This is a genomic window from Pseudomonas sp. P867 (assembly GCF_019891455.1).
Classification (GTDB): domain Bacteria; phylum Pseudomonadota; class Gammaproteobacteria; order Pseudomonadales; family Pseudomonadaceae; genus Aquipseudomonas; species Aquipseudomonas synxantha_A.
In genome coordinates, this window is record NZ_JAFLXB010000025.1 from 1 (window position 1) to 24,725 (window position 24,725).

A 24,725-nucleotide genomic window follows, 5' to 3' on the forward strand; every position below is an offset into this window, starting at 1 on the left:
TACAGATCGCAGTGATAGATGACTGGCAGAACGTCGCCAGTGACGTGGTGGATTGGTCGGCGCTGGACGGCGTGGGCCAGGTACATTTTCTCCACGACTACCCCGCTGATACGGCGACAATGGTTGAACGCTTGAAGGGCTTCGAGGTGATTTGCGTCATGCGCGAACGCTCCACCTTCGACAAGGCCTTGCTGCAAGGGCTGCCCAAGCTAAAATTGCTGGTCACCGGCGGTATGCGCAATGCTGCCATCGATATTGCCGCCGCCAAGGCCCTGCGTATCCAGGTGTACGGCACCGACAGCTATAAACATGCGGCGCCGGAACTGACCTGGGCGCTGATCATGGCCTCTACGCGCAATCTGCTGGCCGAAGCCAACTCGCTGCGCGCAGGCGGATGGCAGATGGGCCTGGGCGGTGACCTGCATGGCAAGACCCTGGGCGTGCTCGGCCTGGGCAGTATCGGCCAGAAAGTCGCGACGTTTGCCCAGGCATTCGGTATGCGGGTGATCGCCTGGAGCGAAAACCTCACGCCGCAACGGGCGGCTGAAGCAGGCGTGACATGGGTCAGCAAGCGCGAGTTGTTTGAACAGGCGGATATCCTCACCATCCATCTGGTGCTCAGTGAGCGCAGCCGTGGGCTGGTGGATGCCCAGGCACTGGCGTGGATGAAGCCCACGGCGCACCTGGTGAACACCGCACGCGGGCCGATTGTGGATGAGCAGGCGCTGGTGCAGGCATTGAGCAGTGGCCGCCTGGCCGGGGCGGCGCTGGATGTGTATGCCCAGGAACCGCTGCCGGCTGATCATCCATTTCGCCGCTTGCCCAATGTGCTGGCCACGCCACACGTGGGGTATGTGAGTGAGCACAATTACCGGCAGTTCTATCAACAGATGATTGAAGACATTCAGGCCTGGGCCGATGGCGTGCCCATCCGCGTGCTGGGCTGACGCATCAAAAAGGTGCGGCCCTGCCTTCCTGTAGGAGCGAGCTTGCTCGCGAAAATCGTCAACGATAAAGCATGTTTCTTGAATAAACGCGGCGTCTGTGAGTCTTTCGCGAGCAAGCTCGCTCCTACAGAGAACACGCTGCATATCGTTAGATTTATTTTGTCCTACAAAAAACCGCGCTAAACCCTGCAGGCTCTGGGATCTGGCCTAGACTCATGACCGATGGGTCCGTTCCAAAACAAAAACCCCGCAAAAAATCTAAACTTTCCAACTCCGCCTCAGGTCAAGTTTTAGGTAAGGACGTGCACGAGCGTTTCACGCCGAATGCCCGTTCATCCAATCTTTTCCAGCCGACGTTGCAACTGGCATACGCCTTGCCAGCTTGTATAGCGCTGGTGTGCCTGGCCGCAGGATGCGGCCACTTGGAGCTGATGGCAGCGGGCCATTAGCGAACCAACAAATGGGAGTGCATTATGATCAGTGCCGCAGTAGATACTCAGGGAGAGCGTTTTAGTCAGCCGGTAGGGGGGCCAACGTCTTTGGTCGACCTGCCCAACACTGTGCGGCCGATCGTGAGTCAGAATCCGAATCGAAAGAAAGTCTTGTTCGTCACTTCCGAGTTCGCCGACCTGGTGAAAACCGGTGGCCTGGGCGATGTGTCCGCCGCCCTGCCCCGCGCCATGGCGCATTTGCACGATGTGCGGGTGCTGATTCCCGGGTACCCGCAAGTGATGGAAAGCGACAACCCGATTCATATCGTCGGTGAGCTGGGCGGCCACGCGGCGCTGCCGCCTTGCAAGATCGGGCGTATGGACCTGGCGGACGGCCTGGTCATCTATGTGCTGATCTGCCCCGAACTGTATGAGCGTGAAGGCACGCCGTACGGCGCCAATAACGGCCGCGACTGGCCGGATAACCATATTCGCTTCGCCCGCCTGGGCCTGGCCGCCGCCGACATGGCCGCCAACCTGGCACAGATCCATTGGTGCCCCGACCTGGTGCACGCCCATGACTGGCCCGCGGGCCTTGCGCCGGCGTACATGCACTGGCGTGGGTCACGCACGCCAACACTGTTCACCATTCATAACCTGGCCTATCAGGGTGTGGTGAGCCTGGCGTCGACGCCCGAACTAGGCATCCCACCCCACGCCCTGCAGCAGGAAGGCATGGAGTTCTACGGCAAGATGTCGTTCCTCAAGGCGGGCATGGCGTATTCCAGCCACATCACCACCGTGAGCGCCACCTACGCCCAGGAAATCACCACGCCGGAATTCGGCTGTGGCCTGGATGGCTTTCTTGCCAGCAAGACTCAACAAGGTTTGCTCAGCGGTATTCCCAACGGCATCGACGAAAGCTGGGAAACGTCTACCGATACGCACTTGACCCACAATTTCAATATCGGCGACTGGGAAGGCAAGGCGATAAACGCCGCCCATGTGCGCGAGCTGTTTGGACTGCACGCGTCCAACGGCCCGCTGTTCGCCGTGGTGTCACGCCTGGTTTATCAGAAGGGTCTGGACCTGACTGAAGCGGTCGCCGGCTTTATCGTCGAAAACGGTGGCCAGATCGCGATCATCGGCCGTGGCGAACCCGAAGAGGAACAGGCCATGCGCGAATTGGCGCTGCGCTTCCCGGGCCAGGTGGGCGTGCGCATCGGCTTCAACGAGACCGATGCCCGTCGCATGTTTGCCGGCAGCGACTTCCTGTTGATGCCCTCGCGCTATGAACCTTGCGGCCTGAGCCAGATGTACGCGCAACGCTTTGGTTCGTTGCCGGTGGCGCGGAACACCGGTGGCCTGGCGGACACCATTGAAGATGGCGTCACCGGTTTCCTGTTCAATGAGTCGACGGTGCAAAGCTACGAAGAAGCCCTGCGCCGTGCCTTCAAGGTATTCGCCTTCCCCGGCCTGCTCAACGCCATGCGCAGCCGCGCCATGACACAACCGTTCAACTGGTGCCAGGCGGTTGAACCCTACGCCGAGCTCTACGAACAACTGGTGGCCAAGGCCTTGGGGAAACCAACCAAATAGCCACTTGAACCAACCCGGGAGGTCTTCATAGATGCCGTTACGGACTCTGGACACCTGGCCCCACGGCGCAATCATGCTGGACGCGCAACACACGCGTTTTGCCTTGTGGGCGCCAGACGCTTTTTATGTCAGCGTTGAATTGCAACACGGTAAATCCATCACCCTGCTGCCCCAGGCGGATGGCTGGTTCGAAGTCGAAGCAGCCTGCCCTGCCGGCACGCTCTACCGCTTTAACATCGATGGGGAAAACGCGGTTCCCGACCCCGCTTCCAGGGCCCAGGCCCAGGACGTGCACGGTTGGAGCCAAGTGGTCGACCCCAACGCTTACCCATGGCGCAATACCCAGTGGCAAGGTCGCCCCTGGCACACCGCGGTGATCTACGAACTGCATGTGGGCGCCATGGGTGGCTACGCCGAAATCGAGAAACACCTGCCACGCCTGGCTGAGCTGGGAATCACTGCGATCGAGTTGATGCCACTGGCGCAATTCCCCGGTGAACGCAACTGGGGCTATGACGGCGTGCTGCCCTACGCACCGCACGCCGCCTACGGTACGCCCGAACAGCTCAAGCACTTGATCGACACGGCCCATGCCCGTGGTTTGGCGGTGATGCTCGATGTGGTCTACAACCACTTCGGGCCCGATGGCAATTACCTGGGCCAGTACGCCAAGGGGTTCTTCCAGGAGGACGTGCATACCCCCTGGGGCGCCGGTATCGATTTCGAACGCCGTGAGGTGCGGGATTTCTTCCTTGATAACGCGCTGATGTGGCTGCTCGAATACCGCTTCGACGGCCTGCGCCTGGATGCGGTACACGCCATCGATAATCCCGGGTTCTTGCAGGAGCTGGCGCACCGCGTGCGTCAGCAGGTGCACGACGACCGGCACGTGTGGCTGGTGCTGGAGAACGAGCTGAACCAGGCCAGCCTGCTTAAGGAAGATTTCAACGCCCAGTGGAATGATGACTTTCATAACGTGCTGCACGTGCTGCTGACCGGTGAAACCGACGCCTATTACAGCGACTTCGCCGAACAGCCCACCGCCAAACTGGCGCGTTGCCTGGGCGAGGGCTTTATATATCAGGGCGAAACTACCCGCCACGGCCATGCACGCGGCGAACCCAGCGCGGATCTGCCGCCCAGCGCTTTCGTGGCGTTTTTGCAGAACCACGACCAGATCGGCAACCGCGCCCTGGGCGAACGCCTGCACCAACTGTGTTCGCCCCAGGCGCTGAACGCGGCGACGGCTCTATTGCTGCTCAGCCCGATGATTCCGCTGATGTTCATGGGCGATGAGGTGAATGCGGCCGAACCCTTTCTGTTTTTCACCGACCATCACGGCGAACTGGCCGAGGCGGTGCGCGAAGGCCGGCGCAACGAGTTCGCCGATTTCGCGGCGTTTCACGACCCCGAACAACGCGAACGTATTCCCGATCCCAATGCACTGGAAACCTTTGTGCAATCGGCACCCTCTTTCGTCGAGAACGAGCACACCCAGCTCTATCGTCAGCTGTTGAGCCTGCGTCACCAACACCTAGTGCCGCACTTGCCGGGCACTGTGGCCTTGGGCGCGCAGGTGATGGCCGAAGGAGCTGTCACGGCGCGTTGGCGCCTGGGCAACGGCAGCCTGTTGCAAATCGACCTGAACCTGAGTGAACAGCCTCTGGATCACCCCGCGCCACACCCCATCATTTTCCAGACGCCTGCCCAGCAAGGTACGCAGTTACCACCGTTGAGCGCACGCGTTTGCTTATCACCTGCCGGAGAACACTTTTGAGCGAAGCGAACCTGGAACTACTCGCCAGTCGCGCGGGCCTGGCCGTCGATTGGATCGATGCCAACGGTCGCCCGCAACACGTGCAGCCCGAAGCCTTGCGCGCCGTTCTCAAAGGGCTGGGGCACCCGGCCGATACCGACGCCGAGATCGACGCCAGCCTGCAGGAACTGGAGCAGGTGCAACAAGACACGCACCTGCCGCCCTTGATCACCATCGACAGCGGCGCAAGCCTGGACCTGGCGCGCTACTTCGCCCCGGACACCCCGTGTCGCGTCAGCCTGGAAGGTGGTGAAACCCTGGAGCTGCGCCTGGACGGCAATGCGGTGCTGCCCGGGGTGATTGCCCTCGGCTACCACCAGGTGCATATCGATGGGCAAACCTTCACCCTGGCCGTTGCGCCCAGCCACTGCTACAGCGTGGCCGACGCGGTGGACAGCCGCCCCGCTCGCGCCTGGGGCTTGAGCGCCCAGCTGTATGCCTTGCGTCGCCGCGGCGATGGTGGCTTCGGGGACACCCTGGCCCTGGAGCATCTGGTGCGCTCGGCGGCCGAGCGCGGTGCCGACGCGGTGGCGATCAGCCCCATGCACGCAATGTTCAGCGCCGACACCGAACGTTTCAGCCCTTATTCACCGTCCAGCCGCCTGTTTCTCAACAGCCTGTACGCCTCGCCCGCCTGCATCCTTGGCGAGCGTGAAGTGCGCGACGCTACCGAGGCCGTCGGCCTGACCGACGAACTGCGGGATTTGGAGCAACTCACGCTGATCGACTGGCCCACCGCCGCCAAGGCCAAGCAACGCCTGCTGCGTGCGCTGTATGAGGACTTCCGCCACGGCGCACATCCGCAACATGCCGACTTCCAGAGCTTCCGCCAGGCCGGCGGCGAGGCCCTGGAAAACCACTGCCGCTTCGAAGCCGTGCAAGCGCAACGTGCCGCCGCCGGCGAAGAGCTCGACTGGCGCCACTGGCCCGAAGACTGGCGCACGCCGCAGAGCCCGGCGCTGGCGCAGTTTGCTGAAGAAAACCGCGATGAGATCGGCTACTTTGCCTTCACCCAATGGTTGATCGCCCGCAGCCTGGCGCGCGCGCAACAGGCCGCCCGTGGCAGCGGCATGGGCATCGGCCTGATTGCCGACCTGGCGGTGGGTGCCGACGGTGGCGGCAGCCAGGCATGGAGTCGCCAGGATGAACTGCTGGCCGACCTCACGGTTGGCGCACCGCCGGATATTCTCAACCGTGCAGGCCAGGGTTGGGGCATCTCCGCCTTCTCCCCGGAAGGTCTCAAGCGCAATGGCTTCCGTGCGTTTATCGAAATGCTGCGGGCCAACTTCGCCCATGCCGGTGGCTTGCGCATCGATCATGTGATGGGCCTGCAACGCCTGTGGGTCATCCCCCTGGGTGCCTCGCCCCGCGAAGGCGCCTACTTGTATTACCCCGTGGACGACCTGCTGCGTTTGCTGGCGCTGGAATCGCACCGCCACCAGGCCATCGTCCTCGGTGAAGACCTGGGTACGGTGCCCGAGGGCCTGCGTGAAAAGCTCAGCGCCCGCTCGATTCTGGGTATGCGCGTATTGCTGTTCGAACAGGACCACGAAGGCCGGTTCACGCCGATTCTTGACTGGCCCGACAACGCCTTGGCCACCACCAGCACCCACGACCTGCCCACCCTCAATGGCTGGTGGCACAGCCGTGATATCGAGTGGAATATCCAGCTCGACCTGATCGACCCTCCCACCGTGGAGCAATGGAGCGAACACCGTCTGCGCGAACGTCATGCACTGCGTCAGGCCTTGAGCCAGGACCCGCAGAACTTTGTCGATGAGATCCGCAACGACACCGATCACGTGATCGACGCCAGCGTGCGCTACCTCGGCCACACCCGTGCGCCACTGGTATTGCTGCCGCTGGAGGACGCGCTGGGCATCGAAGAGCAAGCCAACCTGCCCGGCACCCTCGATACCCACCCCAACTGGCGCCGACGCTTGCCAGGCGAGGCCGCCAGCCTGCTCGACCACGACAGTGCTGCGCGCCGCCTCGAACTGTTGGCCGTGGCGCGCAACCAAGCCTATGAGCGTGACCGATGAACGTACTGCCCCTGCGCGCCACCCAGCGCCTGCAATTTCATAAAGGCTTTACCCTCGATGATGCGGTGCCGCTGGTGCCGTATTTTGCCCGACTGGGCATCAGCCACCTGTATGCCTCGCCGCTCCTGAGCGCCCGCGCCGGCTCCATGCATGGCTACGATGTGGTCGACCCCACCCGCGTCAACCCGGAGTTGGGTGGCGAGGCAGCATTGCGTCGCCTGGTCGCCACCCTGCGTGAACACAACATGGGCCTGATCCTGGATATCGTTTCCAATCACATGGCCGTGGGTGGCGCGGATAACCCCTGGTGGCTGGACCTGCTGGAATGGGGGCGCTTGAGCCCCTACAGCGAGTTTTTCGACATCCAGTGGCACTCGCCCGACCCGTTGCTCAAAGGCCAATTGCTGATGCCGTTCCTGGGCAGCGATTACGGCGAAGCCTTGCAGAGCGGAGCGTTGACGCTCAAGTTCGACGCCGCTCACGGCAGCTTCTACGCCGAGCATTACGAGCATCGCTTCCCGATCTGCCCACGGGACTACGCCTTGATCCTGGGCGGCGATGAGGTGCTCAAACCGCTGGCCGAGCGTTTCGCCGCCCTCGCCTATCAGGACGATGCCTACACCGAAGCCGCTAGGCTCAAGCAGGCGCTGACCGAACGCGCCACCGAGGTCTTACCGGCCATCAAGCAACGGCTGGCCGCTTTCGATGGTCGCCAGCCTGAGGGTTTCGAGCGCTTGCATCATCTGCTTGAGCAACAGACCTACCGCCTGGCCAGTTGGCGCACCGCCGCAGACGACATCAACTGGCGGCGCTTCTTCGACGTCAATGAACTGGGCGGCCTGCGCGTGGAGCGCACGGCAGTGTTCGAAGCCACCCACGGCAAGATTTTCGAGCTGATCGGCGCGGGCTTGATCGATGGCCTGCGCATCGACCATATCGACGGCCTGGCCGACCCACGTGGTTATTGCCGCAAACTGCGCCGCCGCGTGGACGCGCTGTCGCCACAGCGCCATTTGCCGATCTTCGTGGAGAAGATCCTCGGCGAAGGCGAAACCCTGCGCGAAGACTGGCAAGTGGACGGCACCACTGGCTACGAATTCATGAATCAACTGTCGTTGCTGCAACACCATCCTGACGGTTTTGCTCCGCTGGCCGACCTGTGGACGCGCCACAGCGAACGGCCCTCGGCGTTTATCGACGAAGCCCGCTTGGCGCGCCAGCAAATCCTCAATGGCTCGTTGGGCGGCGACTTCGAAAGCGTGGCCCAGGCCCTGCTGCAAGTGGCCCGCGATGATGTGATGACCCGCGACCTGACCCTGGGTGCGATCCGTCGGGCCTTGCAGGAGCTGATTGTGCATTTCCCGGTGTACCGCACCTACATCAGTGCCAGGGGCCGCAGCACCGCCGACGACAAAGTGTTCCAGCAGGCCATGGACGGTGCGCGCAGTACCCTTAACGAAGGCGACTGGCCGGTGCTTGAGCACCTGGAAAAATGGTTGGGCGGCCAGCCTTGGCGCAATCGCCCGGTGGGCCGTGAGCGCAAGATCCTCAAACATGCCTGCGTGCGCTTCCAGCAGCTGACATCACCCGCCGCAGCAAAGGCCGTGGAAGACACCGCGTTCTATCGCTCGGCCGTATTGCTGTCGCGTAACGACGTGGGCTTCAGTACCGAACAATTCAGTGCGCCGTTGGCAGATTTTCACCAGGCCAATCAACAGCGCCTGGCTACCTTCCCGAACAATCTGCTGGCCACCGCCACCCATGACCACAAGCGCGGCGAAGACACCCGCGCACGCCTGGCGGTGCTCAGCGAGTGCGCGCCCTGGTATGCCGAACAGGTCGAACACTGGCGCAACCTCGCCGCGCCCTTGCGCGAGGGTACCGACAGCCCTTCGGCGGGTGATGAGCTGATCCTGTATCAGGTGCTGCTCGGCAGTTGGCCGCTGGAGCACAACCCGGACTTTGAGGCTTACCAGCAACGGCTCTGGCAATGGCAACAGAAAGCCCTGCGCGAAGCCAAGTTACAAAGCAGCTGGAGCGCGCCCAACGAAGCCTATGAGCAGGGTGTCGAGCGCTTCCTCAAGCGTCTACTGCTCAGCGAGGCCGGCCAAGCGCTGCGCGATGCGCTCGACAGCGCCGCTCAAGCCATCGCCCCCTCCGGCGCTCTGAACAGCCTGGCGCAAACTTTGCTTCACCTCACCGTGCCGGGTGTACCGGATGTGTACCAGGGCGACGAGTTCTGGGACTTCAGCCTTGTGGATCCGGACAACCGACGCCCGGTGGATTTCGATGCGCGCCAGCGTGCCCTGGATACCCCACCCGACATCGGTGAGCTGTTGTTCAACTGGCGCGATGGGCGTATCAAACAAGCGTTGATCGCCCAGGTGCTGAACGCGCGCAGAGCCTGTCCCGAGCTGTTTCGCAAAGGCAGCTATACGCCGCTCGAAGTGGTGGGTCGGCACGCGGAGCGCGTGGTTGCGTTTTACCGTGAGCACCAGGGCCAACAGCTGTTGGTGGTGGTGCCGCGCTGGCCTTATCCGTTGCTGGAAAACGGTGTATTTCCCCACATCAATGCGCAGGTGTGGGGCGATACCCGGGTGAAATTACCGTTCGCCACCACAACACAAAACTGGAAGGGACTTTTTCAAACAGGCGCAGTCACACCCAACAAGGAGCTGTTGATCAGCGCTGCCCTGGGGGATCTCCCGGTCAATGTCTTTATCAATCCTGATAATCAAGAAAGCTGAACATTTTCTGTGAGGAGTTTGTGATGAGTAAAGAAGACAAACGTATTCGCGAACTGGCGCATCAGATCTGGGAGTCTGAAGGCAAGCCGGACGGTGCGCACGATCGCCACTGGGAGATGGCGCGCAAACTGGCCGAAGCCGAGGCGCTGACGCCCAGCAAGCCCAAGCCTGCCGCCAAGCCGAAAACCGCGCCCAAGGCGGCCGCCAAACCCAATCCGGTAGCCGCCAAGCCCGCGGCGAAGAAACCGACCGCCCCGAAGAAGCCAAAACCACCCGCCCCATGATTTCTCGGGCCTGCAGCCGTTATCCCAGGCTGCAGGCCCTTTTTCGTCCATGTCCTTTGCTGAAACACCGTCAGCACGGCCGCGTTCGGCCCGAGAAAAGACCCCTTGCAGGAGCAACACCATGAGCAGACCCGAGAACACCACAGCGACGCCGGATCATGAACCGTCGCGGATTCGTGAAGGTTTGCCCTTCCCGCTCGGCGCCACCTGGGATGGCCTGGGCGTCAACTTTGCACTGTTTTCGGCCAACGCCACCAAAGTGGAGTTGTGCCTGTTCGATGACACCGGCGAAGTCGAGCTGGAGCGCATCGAACTGCCCGAATACACCGACGAGATCTTCCACGGTTACCTGCCCGACGCCCACCCCGGGCTGATCTACGGCTACCGCGTGTACGGCGCGTACGACCCGGCCAATGGTCATCGCTTCAACCACAACAAGCTGCTGATCGACCCCTACGCCAAGCAACTGGTGGGCGAACTCAAATGGTCGGAGGCGCTGTTCGGCTACACCATCGGCCACCCGGATGACGACCTCAGCTTCGATGAGCGCGACAGCGCACCCTTCGTGCCCAAGTGCAAGGTTATCGACCCGGCACACACCTGGGGCAACGATCAACCCGTACGGGTGCCTTGGGACCGCACGATCATCTATGAAACCCATCTGCGCGGCATCAGCATGCGCCACCCTTCGGTGGGCGAGTCCGTGCGCGGCACCTGCGCCGGCTTGATGGAAGACGACGTGCTCAAACATATCCGCCAGTTGGGCGTCTCTTCGGTCGAGCTGCTGCCGGTGCACGCCTTCGTCAACGACCAGCACTTGCTGGAAAAAGGCATGACCAACTACTGGGGCTACAACAGCATTGCCTTCTTCGCCCCCGACCCGCGCTACCTGGCCAGCGGCAAGATCGCCGAGTTCAAGGAAATGGTCGCGCACCTGCATGAGCAGAAGCTGGAAGTGATTCTGGACGTGGTCTACAACCACACCGCCGAAGGCAACGAGCGCGGCCCGACCCTGTCCATGCGCGGCATCGACAACGCCTCTTACTACCGCCTGATGCCCGACGACAAGCGCTTCTACATCAACGACTCCGGTACCGGCAACACCCTGGACCTGAGCCACCCTTGCGTGCTGCAAATGGTCACCGACTCCCTGCGTTACTGGGCCACCGAGATGCATGTGGACGGTTTCCGCTTCGACCTGGCAACCATTCTGGGCCGCTACCGCGACGGGTTCGACGAACGCCACAGCTTCCTGGTCGCCTGCCGCCAGGATCCAGTGCTGCGCCAGTTGAAAATGATTGCCGAACCCTGGGACTGCGGCCCCGGCGGCTACCAGGTGGGCAACTTCCCGCCAGGCTGGGTGGAATGGAACGACCGCTTCCGCGACACCGTGCGTGCGTTCTGGAAAGGCGACGACGGCCAACTGGCGGATTTTGCCGGGCGCATGACCGCCTCGGGCGAGATGTTCAACCATCGTGGGCGCCGGCCTTACAGCTCGGTGAACTTCATCACCGCTCACGACGGTTTTACCTTGCACGACCTGGTCTCGTACAACGACAAGCACAACGAGGCCAACGACGAAAACAACCAGGACGGCAGCAATAACAACCTGTCGTGGAACCACGGTGTCGAAGGCCCGACCGACGACCCTGAGATCAACGCACTGCGCCTGCGCCAGATGCGCAACTTCTTCGCCACCCTGCTGCTGGCCCAGGGCACTCCGATGATCGTCGCCGGTGACGAGTTCGCCCGCACCCAGCACGGCAACAACAATGCCTACTGCCAGGACAGCGAAATCGGTTGGGTCAACTGGGACCTGGACGATGACGGCAAGGCCCTGCTCAAGTTCGTCAAGCGCTTGATCAAGCTGCGCCTGGCCTACCCGATTCTGCGTCGTGGACGCTTCCTGGTCGGCGACTACAACGAAGACATCGGCGTAAAAGACGTCACCTGGCTGGCGCCCGATGGCAACGAAATGAACACCGAGCAATGGGAAGACAGCCAGGGTCGCTGCCTGGGCATGTTGATGGATGGCCGCGCCCAGGAAACCGGGATCCGCCGGGCGGGTGCCGATGCTACGCTGTTGCTGGTGGTCAATGCCCACCATGACATGGTCAATTTCCGCCTGCCGCCGGTGCCGGAGGGTGAGTTCTGGACGTGCATGCTCGACACCAATGAGCCGGCGATACGCGGCCAGGAGCGTTTTGACTTTGAGCATGAGTACGCCGTGACCGGCCGCTCACTGCTGTTGTTTGAACTGCAGCGTGAAGACGAGGTGTGAGATGGCGTTGCACAGTTTCCTTCAGGGCTACCGGGGCTACGCGGATACATACGCCCTGGGTACGGCACTGAAGGCACTTCAGGAAGAAGGCCTCGATCAACTGCCGCTGCCGGGCAGCGGCGCAACCCTGGCCCGCTTCAGTCGGCTGGCCCAGGTGGCCGGCCATGACTTGCGCCTGTGCAAGTTGTTCGAAGGTCATACCGACGCGCTGGCGATCATGGCCGAACTCGACAGCCCCGCGCCGCCGCTTGGCAGTACGTGGGGCATGTGGGCGGCCGAACCACCCGCAGCCAAGGTGCGCGTACGGCGCGACGGTCAGTGGCTGATCGTCGATGGACGCAAAGCCTGGTGTTCCGGCGCGGCGGTGGTCAGCCACGGCTTGCTGACTGCCTGGGACGAGGATGATCGGCAGCAGCTGGTGGCCGTGGCGATGGATCAACCCGGCGTCACGGTGTCGGACGAGGGTTGGAATGCGGTAGGCATGGCTGCCACCGGCAGCGTTGACGTTCTGTTCAACGCGGCCAGGGGTATCGCGGTGGGCGGGCCGGGTGATTACCTGTCGCGCCCCGGTTTCTGGCAGGGTGGAGTCGGCATCGCCGCGTGCTGGTATGGCGGCGCGCAACGCCTGGGCGAAGCGCTGCGCACCCACTGTGCGCAACGCTCGGAGCCTCATGCGCTGGCCCATTTGGGGGCAGTTGACAGCGCACTGAACAGCGCCGCTTGCGTACTACGCGCCAGCGCCGAGCAGATAGATCGCGAGCCTCGCGCCGATGCCAGGCAACTGGCCCAACAGGCACGCGCATGTATTGAAGACACCGTCGAGCAGGTCATGCGTCATGTCGGCCATGCGGTAGGCGCCGGCCCCTACTGCAAAGACCCGCACTTTGCCCGGTTGATGGCAGATTTGCCGGTGTATGTGCGGCAAAGTCATGCCGAACGCGACCTGGCTGCCCTCGGCGAACTGGTCACCGGCGACGACTCGGGACGGTGGCAGTTATGAAACCCAATCCGATTGTCGGCCAGGGCACCCCACTCAATCATTGGCAAACCTCGGCACGGCTGGCCGAGTTGCCGCACATCAGCGCCGCGCAGTTGGTACCGCAGGGGCACCGCGCGGTGATCATCGCACCGCACCCGGACGATGAAGTGCTCGGCAGCGGTGGCCTGCTGCAAGGTCTGGCCGTATTGGAGCGCCCAATCCTGTTGATCTCCGTCACTGACGGCAGCGCCAGCCATCCCGGTTCCAAACGCTGGCCGGTGGCACGCCTGGGCGTGGTGCGGCCGCAGGAGTCGGCCCAGGCCCTGCACCGCCTGGGCCTGCCGTTGCACAGCTTGAAGTGGCTGCGCGGCGGCTTTACCGACAGCAAGGTGGCCGAGCGCGAAGCCCAACTGTGCGAGTTCATCCAGCGTCACCTCAAACCCACCGACATCGTGTTCGCCACCTGGCGCGAGGATGGCCATTGCGACCACGAAGCGGTGGGCCGTGCCAGCGCCAAAGCGGCCCAGGCTGTCGGCGCCACCCTGTGCGAACTGCCAGTGTGGACCTGGCACTGGGCGACTGCCGAAGACCACCGGGTGCCCTGGCATCGGGCGCGCAAGATTGCATTGACGCCCGAGCAAGTGGCACGCAAACGCCACGCGATCCACGCGTTCGCCAGCCAGTTGGAGGGCGACCCGCAGGTCGGCCTGCCGCCGGTGCTGGCACCCTACGTAGTGGAACGCTTGCTGCAACCTTTTGAAGTGGTGTTTGTATGAGTGTGGCCACCCCGTACTTTGATCAACTGTTTGCTGGTAACGACGACCCCTGGGCGTTTCGTCAGCGTTGGTACGAACAACGCAAGCGCGCACTGACCCTGGCCGTGCTGACCCGACCGCGCTATGCCTCGATCTTCGAGCCTGGTTGTGCCAACGGCGAGCTGAGCGCCGAACTGGCGACCCGTTGTGAGCGCCTGCTGTGCTGCGACACCGCTAGCGCCGCCGTGCAACTGGCACAGGCGCGCCTGACCGCGTTTGCTCATGCTCATGTAGAACAGCGCCGGCTGCCCCAGGAATGGCCCGCGGGTCAGTTCGAACTGATCGTGTTGAGCGAGCTTTGTTACTACCTTGATGTAAATGATCTGAATCGTCTGATCGATTGCGCCCTCGCCGCTTTGACCGATAACGGCCAACTCCTGGCCTGCCACTGGCGCCCGCCCATTGAAGGTTGCCCGCAAACCGCCGAACAGGTGCACGCCCTGCTCCAGCACCGACTGGGTATGCCACCGCTGGTACAGCACCATGACAAGGATTTTCTGCTCGATTTGTGGAGCCGCGATGGCACCTCGGTCGCGCGCCATGAGGGGTTGCGATGATCGGCATCTTGATTCCGGTGCACAACGAAGAAGCGCTGCTGGATGACTGCCTGAGGGCTGCGCAGATCGCCGCCAACCATCCGGGGTTGCACGGGGAAACGGTGCAGATCCTGGTAGTGCTCGACAGTTGCAGCGATGCCAGTGCAGCGATCGCCCAGGCGCATGATGTGCAAAGCGTCCAGGTGCAGGCACGCAACGTAGGGCGAGCCCGAGGCGTCGGCGCACGGCACTTGTTGAACCAGGGTGCGCGCTGGATTTCCTGTACCGACGCCGACAGCCGCGTGGCCCCCGACTGGTTGGTGGCTCAACTGGCCCTGGGCTGTGATGCGGTGTGTGGCACCGTGACCGTGGACGCCTGGAGTGAGGGGTTTGACCCCGCGGCGCAGATTCGTTATCACCAGGCTTACCAGGCGCGTGATGGCCATCGGCACATCCATGGCGCCAACCTGGGCGTGAGTGCCAGTGCCTATGTGCAGGCCGGCGGCTTTGAACCGCTGGCGTGCCACGAGGATGTGCAATTGGTGCGCGAACTGGAACGTTGCGGTGCTTCCATTGCCTGGAGCCATGCGCCGCAAGTGGTCACCAGCGCACGCCTGGATTGCCGCGCCCAGGGCGGTTTCGGCGATTACCTGAAAAGCCTGATGATGGTTTCGTAAAAAAACGACAAACCTGTGACACATCCTTGTCTATGCTGAGAGTGCCTTGCATAGCATCCCAGGATTGGAATGCCGTGCACTCACCGCAGCGGAGCCTGCGCTGAAGTCAAGAGCATTACCCACCGACAAGGACGTGACACCCCATGAAGCCTGCCTCCTCAAGCGAAGGCCGTCGCGGCCCCGCGCAAATCTGGAACAGCGCGCCGCAGTTGGCGCAAATCCCCTGCATCGCACTGGCTACCCTGGTGCCGCCCGGTGCCCGGGTTGTGGTGATAGCGCCCCACCCTGGCGATGAAGTCCTGGCGTGCGGCGGTTTGCTGCAACTGCTCAGCACGCGCGAGCATCCGCTGAAATTGATCTCCATTACCGATGGCAGCGCCAGCCATCCAGGCTCCCAGGTGTGGCCGGCCAGGCGCTTGAGCGTGGTGCGCCCCCAGGAAAGCGCCGAGGCCTTGCGCCGCCTCGGTATGCCGTTGCACAGCCTCAAATGGATTCGCGGTGGTTTTTGCGACGACGCGCTAGCTGCCCACGAGCAGCCGATGAGCCAGTTCATTGCGCGCTACTTGCAACCTGGAGACGTGGTGTTTACCACCTGGCGCAATGACGGTAATGACGACCACGATGCAGTCGGTCGGGCGAGTGCAAAAGCCTGTAGCCTGGTGGGCGCGCGCCTGTATGAACTGGCGATCTGGGCCTGGCATTGGCCGGCACGCGAGGGTGCGGTGATTCCCTGGCAACGCGCACGCAAGGTGCGCCTGGACACCTGGAGCGTGGCGCGCAAACTGCACGCCGCCCATGCCTATGCCAGCCAATTGGTCGGCGACCCGCAGATAGGCTTGCCGCCCATGCTCGCCCAAGTGTTGCTTGAGCGTATGCGCGAACCCTACGAGATCGTGTTCACCTAGGCATTGGCTCGTCTATACCTGTCAGGTTTTACAGTGGCGGCCTTTTCGATCTGCAACTAAGGTGCGACAAGTGCTGCGCCAGTTGAGGTGCAGTCGAGAAAGCCATGCCAACCCATTGCATTGCCCGGTGTTTTCAGATGCAGGTAACTCGTAGTCCCTGATCCGTATCGCGTTCGTTGTTGCCATGGTTTTGAACCGCGCCCGCTGTACCGGGCGACGGGACATCATTGTGCTCAAGCGAGGACGGATCATGCGCACACGGATAACTTCTTTGTTGTACTCAGCGATTATTCTGACGGCATCGCCGTTTGCCTCGTATGCAGCGTGCACGGTCAACAACACGCCAGGCAACGACACCTCCAGTTGTGACAGCGCCACCGCGCCGGGCTTTACCGATACCGGCGGCGACAACACCCTCGAACTCACCGCCACGGGTCGAGTAAGCGGGAATGTGATCTTTGGAAGCGGCAATGATCACGTGGTTGTCAACGGCCCGAGCGCGGGCATCGATGGCAACCTCAACCAGGGTGATGGCAATAACATTTTCCAGCTCAACCAGGGCAGTATCACCGGATCCATCAGCCAAGGCGCGGGCGCTGATGTGGTGGAGATTTCCGGGGGCCAGGCAGGCGCTGTCAACCAGGGCTCGGGGATCGACCGTTTTGACATGCGCGGCGGCACCATTGCCTCGCTGGAACAGGGCGACGGCCTGGACGTCTTCAACATGAGAGCAGGCACCATCACCGGCGGCTTCGACGACGGCGACGATGCGACGATGACCGGCGGCACCATCGGCCGGGTCAACATGAAACTCGATGACAACCGGTTCGATATGTCTGGTGGCCGGATCATCGGCAACCTGGTGACCGGCTTCGGCAAAGACACCATCCTGATTTCAAACAACGCGTTCGTGGGCGGCAATATCAGCGTCAGCGGCGGTGACGATCAGGTGATCATTTCCGGTGGTGAGGTTAACGGGCAAGTGTTGCTCAGCTTCGGTAACGATGAATTTATCTGGTCCGGCGGCAACCTGCATTCCTCCGTGTTAATGGGGGCCGGCGACGATACGGCGCTGCTTCAGGGGCTGGTGGCTGAGCAAGTGGCGGCGGCGCAACTGATAGATGGTGGCGTGGGGATTGACGCCTTGACCCTGGACAACACCAAAACCGCTGATCCCGGCCTGTTTGCCAACTGGGAAAGCATTCGCCTGGACAACGGCTCACAAATGAACCTGGGCGGGACGTTGACTCTGGGGGACAGCGAGACTGGCACCGGCGCCCTGCTCATTGATAGCACCAGTTCGCTGCTGGTCAACACGGGCGGGATCAATCCGTTTACCGCCGGCCAGTTGGTCAACGTGACCAACAGCGGCACCCTCGACATGGTCACTGGCAGCACCACCGCCCGTGACACCTTGACCATCAACGGCAACTACACCGGCAACGGCGGGCGTCTGGCGCTGCAAACCGTGTTGGGAGCAGACGACTCGGCCAGCGACAAACTGGTGGTCAGCAACGGCACACTGCAGGGCAACACCACCCTGTTGATTACCAACCTTGGGGGCGCCGGCGCGGCGACGTTGCAAGACGGCATCCAGGTAGTGCAGGCGCTCAATGGCGCCAGCGGGCCTGGCACTGCCTTTACCTTGGGCAATACGGTAACGGCCGGGGCGTTTGACTACTACCTGTTCAAAGGCGCGGGCACGGCTGGAACCGAGCAGAGTTACTACCTGCGCTCCACGATTCCGGTCACACCGCTGCCCGAACCAGAAGGGCCGGTCACGCCAGTGCCTGAGCCGGTGGTTGGAACCCCGCCCCTGCCGTCTAACCCCACTGACAAGGAGGTCCCGATCTATCGCCCCGAAGTACCGCTGTACTCTGTGTTGTTTCCTGCCGCGCAGCAAATCGTGCAGGGCATGCTCGGCACGTATCACGAGCGCATGGGCGATCAGAGCCGGCAACAGCAAACCGGCGTCATGCCGGCAGGTTGGGGCCGGGTCTACGGCAGCAGCAGCCGCCAGAGTCTCGCCGGTGCGGTCAACCCTACGTTGGACGGTTCGCTGACAGGGTTCCAGGTCGGCACCGATGTGTTCGCCAGCCTGCTGGACAACGGCCTGTTGCAGCGCCTTGGGTTCTTTGTCGGTCACAGTCGCCTCAAAGGCAATGTAAAAGGCTTCAACGGCGGCTGGGAGAACAAGGACGCCGGCAAAACCACCTTGCGCGGCGATAGCCTGGGGGTCTACTGGACACTGATCGGCGCCAACCAGGCTTATCTTGACCTGGTGTTGATGGGCACCCGCTTTGATGGCAACAACGAGTCAGCGCGTGGCGTCAAGATGAAAACCCGCGGGCATAACGTTACCGCCTCCGCCGAAGTGGGCTGGCCGTTCGCGCTGAGTGCTCGCTGGATTCTGGAGCCCCAGGCGCAGTTGATCGTCGGCAAAACCAAGCTCGATAGCCAGAACGACGGTATTTCCCACGTTTCCTATGACGCCGATACCAACGTCACTACGCGCCTGGGTGTGCGCTTGCGCGGCGATTACACCGTTAATGGCCTGCCGCTGCAGCCTTATGTGCGTGCGAATGTCTGGCATTCCAGCGCTGGGGACAACAGTGTGATATTCAACGATGTGACGCGTATAGACACCGAACAGAAATCCACCACGATGGATGCCAGCCTCGGGGCAACCCTGCAAGTTGCCCAGGGCATCAGCCTGTACGGTGAAGTCGGTTATGACCGCAACCTGGACAGCAATAGCTTCAACGGTCGCCATGGGACGCTCGGCGTAAGAATGGATTTCTGACCCAGAAACCGCTGTAGGAGCGAGCTTGCTCGCTCCTACACGGCCGTGTAAGACTTTTTCCCAGAGCTTGGATCTGCCACACTGATGCGAATAATTATCAACAGATTTTTTATTCGCCACGGATGGCCTTTGGGAGCCCTATATCCATGTCTGTGCAACAACGCGTCAGCAACGCTTTTTCACCCAGCTCAATGGCGATGGCGATCTGCCTAGCAACCTCACAAGCGGCCCTGGCCGCCGACGCCGAAGCCCCGGCCACCATTGAGCTGGGCGCCACCCAGGTGTCGGGCCAGCAGCTTGGCGCAACCACTGAAGGCAGCGAGTCATACACCACCGGCTCGATGAAGACTGCAACCAAACTGCCGCTGACCCTGCGTGAAACCCCACAAGCTGTCACCGTGATTACGCGCCAGCGCATGGATGACCAGGCCATGACCAGCATCAACGACGTGGTCAACGCCACGCCCGGGTTGTTCCTCAACTACTCCAACGGGCCTGGCCGCCAGAGCTACACCGCTCGCGGTTTCGACATCGACAACCTCATGTATGACGGTATCCCCAGCGGTTACAACGGCGCGTCGGTGGGCGCCCAGCCAAACCTGGCGATGTTCGACCGCGTCGAGGTGGTGCGCGGCGCTACCGGCCTGGTGACCGGCGCGGGGAACCCCTCGGCGGCCATCAACCTGATCCGCAAGCGGCCCCTGGACGAACAGAAAGTCACCCTCACCGGCGCCGCCGGCAGCTGGGATGACTACCGTGGCGAATTCGACGCCTCCAGCCCGCTCAACCCCAGTGGCACCTGGCGCGGTCGCGTCGTCACGTCCTACCGCGACGCCAACAGCTTTATCGACAAGGCCGAGCAGGATCACGGCCTGTTCTACGCCGTCACCGAAGCCGACCTGAGCGAAGACACCACTCTCACCCTCGGCTACTCGAACCAGAAGGACAAGACCAACTACTTCTGGGGGGCTTCGATGGTCGGCCTGGATGGCCGTCACCTGGACCTGTCGCGCTCTTACAACCCCGGCACCGACTGGGAAAACAAAGACCAGGAAATCAACACGGTGTTCGCCGAGCTGCGCCAGCGCCTGGCCAATGACTGGAGCCTGCAGGTCAACGCCAATTATTCCGAACAGGACGCATTGTTCTCCGGCTCCTACCAATCGCGCTGGACGAACAAGACCCTCGCCCGCACGGTGTATCAGGCCCGCTATGATGAAAACCAGGCCGGCGTCGACGCCTTTGCCAGCGGCCCGTTCGAGGCGTTCGGGCGCACTCATGAGCTGGTGGTGGGCGCCAGCAAGCGCATCTACGACATGACCACTCATAACTACAGCCCGTATGAAATGAACTGGCCGATCAATGCCGGCAAACCGAACTTCACCCGCACCAATAACGCCCGTGAAGTCACCACCCAGGACGGTTTCTACCTGACCTCGCGCCTGAGCCTGGCCGACCCGTTGAAGCTGATCCTTGGCGGGCGCCTGGACTGGTATGACTATGACAACCGTGATGGCGACGGCGACTACAAGGTTACCCGCAACCTCACCCGCTACGCCGGCTTGATCTACGAACTGAACGACCAGCACTCGGTGTATGTAAGCTACAGCGACATCTTCACGCCACAGAAAGAGAAGAGCACTGCCGGCACCCCGCTCAAGCCCATCGTCGGCAAGAACTATGAAATCGGCCTCAAGGGCGAATACCTGGGGGGCGCGTTGAATGCGAGCGTGGCGCTGTTCCGCGTTGACCAGGAAAACCGCGCCGTGCAGATCGTTGTGCCGAACTGCCCACAGGCCTCTTGCAACCAGGCCTCGGGGGAAATCCGCAGCCAGGGCATCGACTTCGAACTGCAAGGTGCCTTGACCGAGAACTGGCAAGTCGGCGGTGGCTACACCTACGCGCGAACCCACACCATCAAGGACGACGCCAACCCGCAGAAGGTCAACAAGCAGTTCGACACCGACACCCCCGAACACCTGTTCAAAGTCACCACTCGCTATAACTTCCAGGGCCCGCTGGAAAAACTCCGGGTCGGCGGCAACATCTCCTGGCAGAGCCGCATGTACAACGACATCAAGCTGGCCGATGGCAGCACCTACCGGCTCAAGCAAGGCGGTTACGCCGTCACCGACCTGATGGCCGGCTACCGGGTCAACCAACACCTGGACCTGCAAGTCAATGCCAACAACATCTTCGATCGCCGGTACTACCAGTCCATTTCCAACGATGTGGACTATGGCGGCGATTCCTATGGCAGCCCACGCAACATGATGCTGACCGCCAAGTACAGCTTCTGATTCCAGCCTGTACCGTGGGAGGGCCTGCGCCCTTCCACTCAAGTCCCCTTCCCGCCTGCCGATAACCGATTGCCGGATCTGATCCGGTAAAAAACGCTGCACCTGACTTGCTATCGACCAGCGGCCATCGTGGCACGCCACATGCTTGGTTGCTGGCATCACTACATGGAGTAACCGTGAATGCCCCTTCGCACACGCTTCCAGGAGCACTATCGCAAGGCCGACCGCATCATGCTGGCATTGATCTGGCTGATGTTCCTGTTCTCCCTGGGGTTGGCGTTCTGGCATGACACCTTGCTCCAGGCGCTGATCGTCGGTGGCGGCACCGGCATGGTGCTGACGGCTCTCTACCGTGTCATCGGCGGCACCCGCGTGATGCGTTGCGCACTGGGCGCCGGCTTGATGGTGATGGCGGCGTTGCACATCAATCAGGCACACGGGGTGATCGAATCCCACTTCGGCATTTTCGCGCTGTTGGCGGTGTTGACCTTCTACCGTGACTGGCTGCCGATCCTGGTGGCGGCGCTGACCATCGCCGTGCACCACCTGGTGTTCCATGCGCTGCAGCACCAGGGTTTGCCGGTGTTTGTGATGGAGCATCACGGCGGCTGGACGATGATCTTCGTCCACGCCTTCTATGTGCTGATGGAAACCGTGGCCCTGTTGTACCTGGCGGTCCACAGCCAGGCGGAAGCTGTCGAAAGCCAGGAAATGCTTGAGAAGATGCTCGCTGTAACTTCACAGTTCACCGAGCAAAGCGCGCAGGGTGAAGACAAGGTGCGCGTGTCCCTGGCCAAGCGCTTCGATCACTTCCTGCAACAACTGACTCACCTGATCGACGGTGTCGCCCGCGACTCCCACGGCCTGGGGCAACTCGGCCAGGAACTGGCCTGCGCCAGTGGCACCCTGGAAAAAGGTGCGCGGCATCAACTGGTGCAGATCGGCGAAATGAACGGTTCGATGCAGCGCATGGAAGACGCCATGGGCCACATTACGGTGCAAGTCGAACAAGCCGTGGAACACGCCGGCCAAGCCAGTCAGCAAATTGTTCGCGGCCAGGAGAGCGTCGGCCGCGCCCAGCTTGAAATCAGCCAGTTGGCCTCACGCATCAACGGCACTGAATCCACCGTGCAATCGTTGGCCGTGCAGGCCGAGCAAATCGGCTCGGTGCTGGAAGTGATCAGCAGCATCGCCAACCAGACCAACCTGCTGGCCCTCAACGCGGCCATCGAAGCCGCCCGCGCCGGCGAGCAAGGCCGCGGGTTTGCCGTGGTCGCCGACGAAGTGCGCAGCCTGGCACAGCGCACCGCCCTCTCCACCCAGGAAATCAAAACCATCATCGAGGGCCTGCAGCATGGCAGCCGCGAGGCCGTCGAAGCCATGCAAGCCAGCCGCGAAGGCGTGGAGCGTTGCGTGCAAGACAGCCAATTGGCGGTGCAGATGCTCCGGGCGGTCGGCGAGGACATTGCGCATATCGATCAACTTAATGGCCGCATCGTCGCGACCACCCGCGAGCAGACCTCGGCCAACCTGGAGATCGTCGAGCGCTTGCAGTCGGTGCAGAGCATCGCCCAAAGCACTGCCGACGATGTGGAAACCCTGGCCCGCAGCAGCGAACGCCTGCCGCCGATTGCAGTGCGCCTGGATGCATTGGGGCGCAGGTTTCATCCTTGAATGCGCCGGTACGCTCCCCGTGAGGCTTTTCGCTGCACATCATCGCCTTCCGCTCGCACACAGCGAAACTCCTGCACCGTCTTTCGGTCGATGCTTTCAAGAGACCGATAGCGCCTCAGATGCCTTGTGTGTGCGTGTGTGTGTGTAATGAATGCTGCGGAGACAGCCATGAAAGAAGCCTTCAACGATTTGCCCGGCCCCATAAAGCGACAGGCTGACAGACTCCTTCGCGAGATCGAACTCGCGGGGTCGATGATTCTTGCAGTAAAAGGGGGGGCCAAAGCCCAGGGGTTTGTTCTGGGAATAACCTGCTGCAAGGGGCTGACATCCGAGCGCTGTGAGCAACTGGCAAGCCATTTTGACAGCATTGTAGAGCGCAAGCTGAGGTCGCTGACACTCGGGTTTTAGCGTCAGCGGGATGAACTCTGTCGGCACGCAGAGTGGATCAATGCTATCGCTACCCCCGGCCGCGCTTTTAAAGCTGCGAACAACCTCCTACACTGCCGGGAATTTCCCTGCATCTGCGCAGCCTCGCTCTTGTGCCCTACCCTTCAGGATTACAGACATGCGCCTGGCCGATTTCATCCTTGAGCACCTCGAACCGATTCTGCAAGCCTGGGAAGATTTCGCCAGAACCCTCGACACCCCGGGCGAGGACCTCGACAGCGTGGCGCTGCGCGACCATGCCGAGCAGATGTTGCGAGCCATCGTCAGCGACCTGCGAACCAAACAGACCCGCCAAGAGCAAATCGCCAAGGCCCAGGGCCTGGCCCCCGCGGAGGAGCAGGAGACCGCGGCAGAAATCCACGCCATCACGCGGTTGATGGCCGGCTTCACCATCGATCAGATGGTGTCGGAATACCGCGCCCTGCGCACCAGTGTGGTCAGCCAGTGGATGCGCCAGATCAAGGACGGCACGCCGATCAACGTTGACGACATGACCCGTTTCCACGAGGCCATTGACCAGGCGCTCGCCGAGTCCATCGCCAGCTATTCGCGCGCGGTCGAGGCATCGCGCAACGTGTTTCTGGGCATCCTCGGCCACGACCTGCGCACGCCGCTCGGCGCGATCCTGCTGGGTGCCGACGTGCTGCGGCGCTCCCAGGATGCAGGCCCCAAGGCGAACAAAGTGGCCAACCAGATCTACACCAGTGTGCGTCGAGCGAGCAAGATCGTCGGCGACTTGCTCGACCTGACCCGCTGCCAGATGGGGCCGGGCATTCCGGTCAGAACGGCCGATATAGATCTCTCACCGCTTTGCCAGCGTGTCGTAGAAGAAATCCGCACGTTTCATCCTGAAGCGATCATCCTGTTCGATTCGAAGACCCAGGCGTCGGGCCAGTTCGACGGCGCCCGAATGGAGCAGGTGTTCTCGAACATCGTCAGCAACGCCGTGCAGCACGGCGACACCACGCGGCCTATCCAGGTCGAGTTGGAGTTACAGGAAGATTTCGCGGTATTTTCCGTGCACAACAGTGGAGAGGCGATACCTGAGGATGTGCTGCCGTTCATCTTCAACCCCATGGGCCGCTTCTCTCAGCGTACTGCCGTCAATCACGGCCCCACAGAAGGCTTGGGCCTGGGCCTGTTCATCGCCTCGGAAATCGTCGCGTCCCATGGCGGATCGATTGAGGTCAGCTCTGATACCGAACACGGCACGGTGTTTCATGTGCGGCTTCCCCTCAATTCGATAGCCTAGGTATCAACACAGCTTCGGCGCGACCCTGAACCGATGGGAAGGGGCAAGCCCTAATACCAGTCAGTTAAGCGAACGAAATGCTCAAAGCAGCGCAGATCAAATGTGGGAGCGGGCTTGCCCGCGAAGACGTCGGCCCAGCAAACATTGGTGTTGACTGACCCACCGCTTTCGCGAGCAAGCCCGCTCCCAC

General features: G+C 62.0%; 17 protein-coding genes. All 17 read left to right on the forward strand.

The genetic code is table 11. The features are described 5' to 3' along the window. Nucleotides 1-947, forward strand: a 947-nt coding sequence (locus J1G33_RS27435; RefSeq protein WP_223019151.1) for a D-2-hydroxyacid dehydrogenase family protein, incomplete at its 5' end; no start/stop codon positions are given. 473 nt (nucleotides 948-1,420) lie between these two features. Then, nucleotides 1,421-2,977, forward strand: a complete 1,557-nt coding sequence (gene glgA / locus J1G33_RS27440; protein ID WP_005788034.1) for a glycogen synthase GlgA — start codon at nucleotides 1,421-1,423, stop codon at nucleotides 2,975-2,977. A gap of 31 nt (nucleotides 2,978-3,008) precedes the next feature. Further along, complete coding sequence (gene treZ, locus J1G33_RS27445) at nucleotides 3,009-4,754, forward strand: malto-oligosyltrehalose trehalohydrolase (protein WP_223019152.1); 1,746 nt, start codon at nucleotides 3,009-3,011, stop codon at nucleotides 4,752-4,754. Next, on the forward strand, nucleotides 4,751-6,835 hold the full coding sequence (gene malQ, locus J1G33_RS27450) for a 4-alpha-glucanotransferase (RefSeq protein WP_148853965.1): 2,085 nt from the start codon (nucleotides 4,751-4,753) through the stop codon (nucleotides 6,833-6,835). The genes treZ and malQ overlap by 4 nt, the downstream gene beginning before the upstream one ends. Continuing rightward, the gene (locus J1G33_RS27455) at nucleotides 6,832-9,582 is read left to right on the forward strand and encodes a malto-oligosyltrehalose synthase (protein WP_078821275.1); all 2,751 of its coding nucleotides are present in this window, start codon (nucleotides 6,832-6,834) and stop codon (nucleotides 9,580-9,582) included. The genes malQ and J1G33_RS27455 overlap by 4 nt, the downstream gene beginning before the upstream one ends. Before the next feature lie 23 nt (nucleotides 9,583-9,605). Then, the gene (locus J1G33_RS27460; protein ID WP_005788027.1) at nucleotides 9,606-9,866 is read left to right on the forward strand and encodes a DUF2934 domain-containing protein; all 261 of its coding nucleotides are present in this window, start codon (nucleotides 9,606-9,608) and stop codon (nucleotides 9,864-9,866) included. Between the two features lie 121 nt (nucleotides 9,867-9,987). Next, entirely contained in the window at nucleotides 9,988-12,147 is a 2,160-nt protein-coding gene (glgX, locus tag J1G33_RS27465; RefSeq protein ID WP_148853963.1) for a glycogen debranching protein GlgX, read from the forward strand. Between the two features lies 1 nt (nucleotide 12,148). Further along, nucleotides 12,149-13,147 carry an acyl-CoA dehydrogenase family protein gene (locus tag J1G33_RS27470; RefSeq protein WP_223019153.1) on the forward strand — a complete coding sequence of 333 codons (999 nt, stop codon included), beginning with the start codon at nucleotides 12,149-12,151 and terminating at the stop codon, nucleotides 13,145-13,147. Next, a complete protein-coding gene (locus tag J1G33_RS27475) occupies nucleotides 13,144-13,902 on the forward strand; it encodes a PIG-L family deacetylase (protein WP_032880935.1) in 759 nt (252 codons plus the stop codon). Before J1G33_RS27470 ends, J1G33_RS27475 begins: the two co-directional genes overlap by 4 nt. After that, the gene (locus tag J1G33_RS27480) at nucleotides 13,899-14,498 is read left to right on the forward strand and encodes an SAM-dependent methyltransferase (RefSeq protein ID WP_223019154.1); all 600 of its coding nucleotides are present in this window, start codon (nucleotides 13,899-13,901) and stop codon (nucleotides 14,496-14,498) included. The genes J1G33_RS27475 and J1G33_RS27480 overlap by 4 nt, the downstream gene beginning before the upstream one ends. Further along, nucleotides 14,495-15,154, forward strand: a complete 660-nt coding sequence (locus tag J1G33_RS27485) for a glycosyltransferase (protein ID WP_032880931.1) — start codon at nucleotides 14,495-14,497, stop codon at nucleotides 15,152-15,154. Before J1G33_RS27480 ends, J1G33_RS27485 begins: the two co-directional genes overlap by 4 nt. Before the next feature lie 143 nt (nucleotides 15,155-15,297). After that, complete coding sequence (locus tag J1G33_RS27490; protein ID WP_032880929.1) at nucleotides 15,298-16,059, forward strand: PIG-L family deacetylase; 762 nt, start codon at nucleotides 15,298-15,300, stop codon at nucleotides 16,057-16,059. A 250-nt stretch (nucleotides 16,060-16,309) separates the two neighbouring features. Then, entirely contained in the window at nucleotides 16,310-18,862 is a 2,553-nt protein-coding gene (locus J1G33_RS27495; RefSeq protein WP_223019155.1) for an autotransporter outer membrane beta-barrel domain-containing protein, read from the forward strand. Nucleotides 18,863-19,008: 146 nt separating this feature from the next. Beyond that, complete coding sequence (locus J1G33_RS27500) at nucleotides 19,009-21,162, forward strand: TonB-dependent siderophore receptor (protein WP_223019156.1); 2,154 nt, start codon at nucleotides 19,009-19,011, stop codon at nucleotides 21,160-21,162. Nucleotides 21,163-21,342: 180 nt separating this feature from the next. After that, the gene (locus tag J1G33_RS28065; protein ID WP_223019157.1) at nucleotides 21,343-22,836 is read left to right on the forward strand and encodes a methyl-accepting chemotaxis protein; all 1,494 of its coding nucleotides are present in this window, start codon (nucleotides 21,343-21,345) and stop codon (nucleotides 22,834-22,836) included. Between the two features lie 168 nt (nucleotides 22,837-23,004). Then, the gene (locus J1G33_RS27510; protein ID WP_032880922.1) at nucleotides 23,005-23,244 is read left to right on the forward strand and encodes a hypothetical protein; all 240 of its coding nucleotides are present in this window, start codon (nucleotides 23,005-23,007) and stop codon (nucleotides 23,242-23,244) included. A gap of 157 nt (nucleotides 23,245-23,401) precedes the next feature. Beyond that, nucleotides 23,402-24,535 (forward strand): sensor histidine kinase, encoded by a 1,134-nt coding sequence (locus J1G33_RS27515; RefSeq protein WP_032880919.1) that lies wholly within the window; start codon nucleotides 23,402-23,404, stop codon nucleotides 24,533-24,535. Nucleotides 24,536-24,725 lie beyond the last annotated feature (190 nt).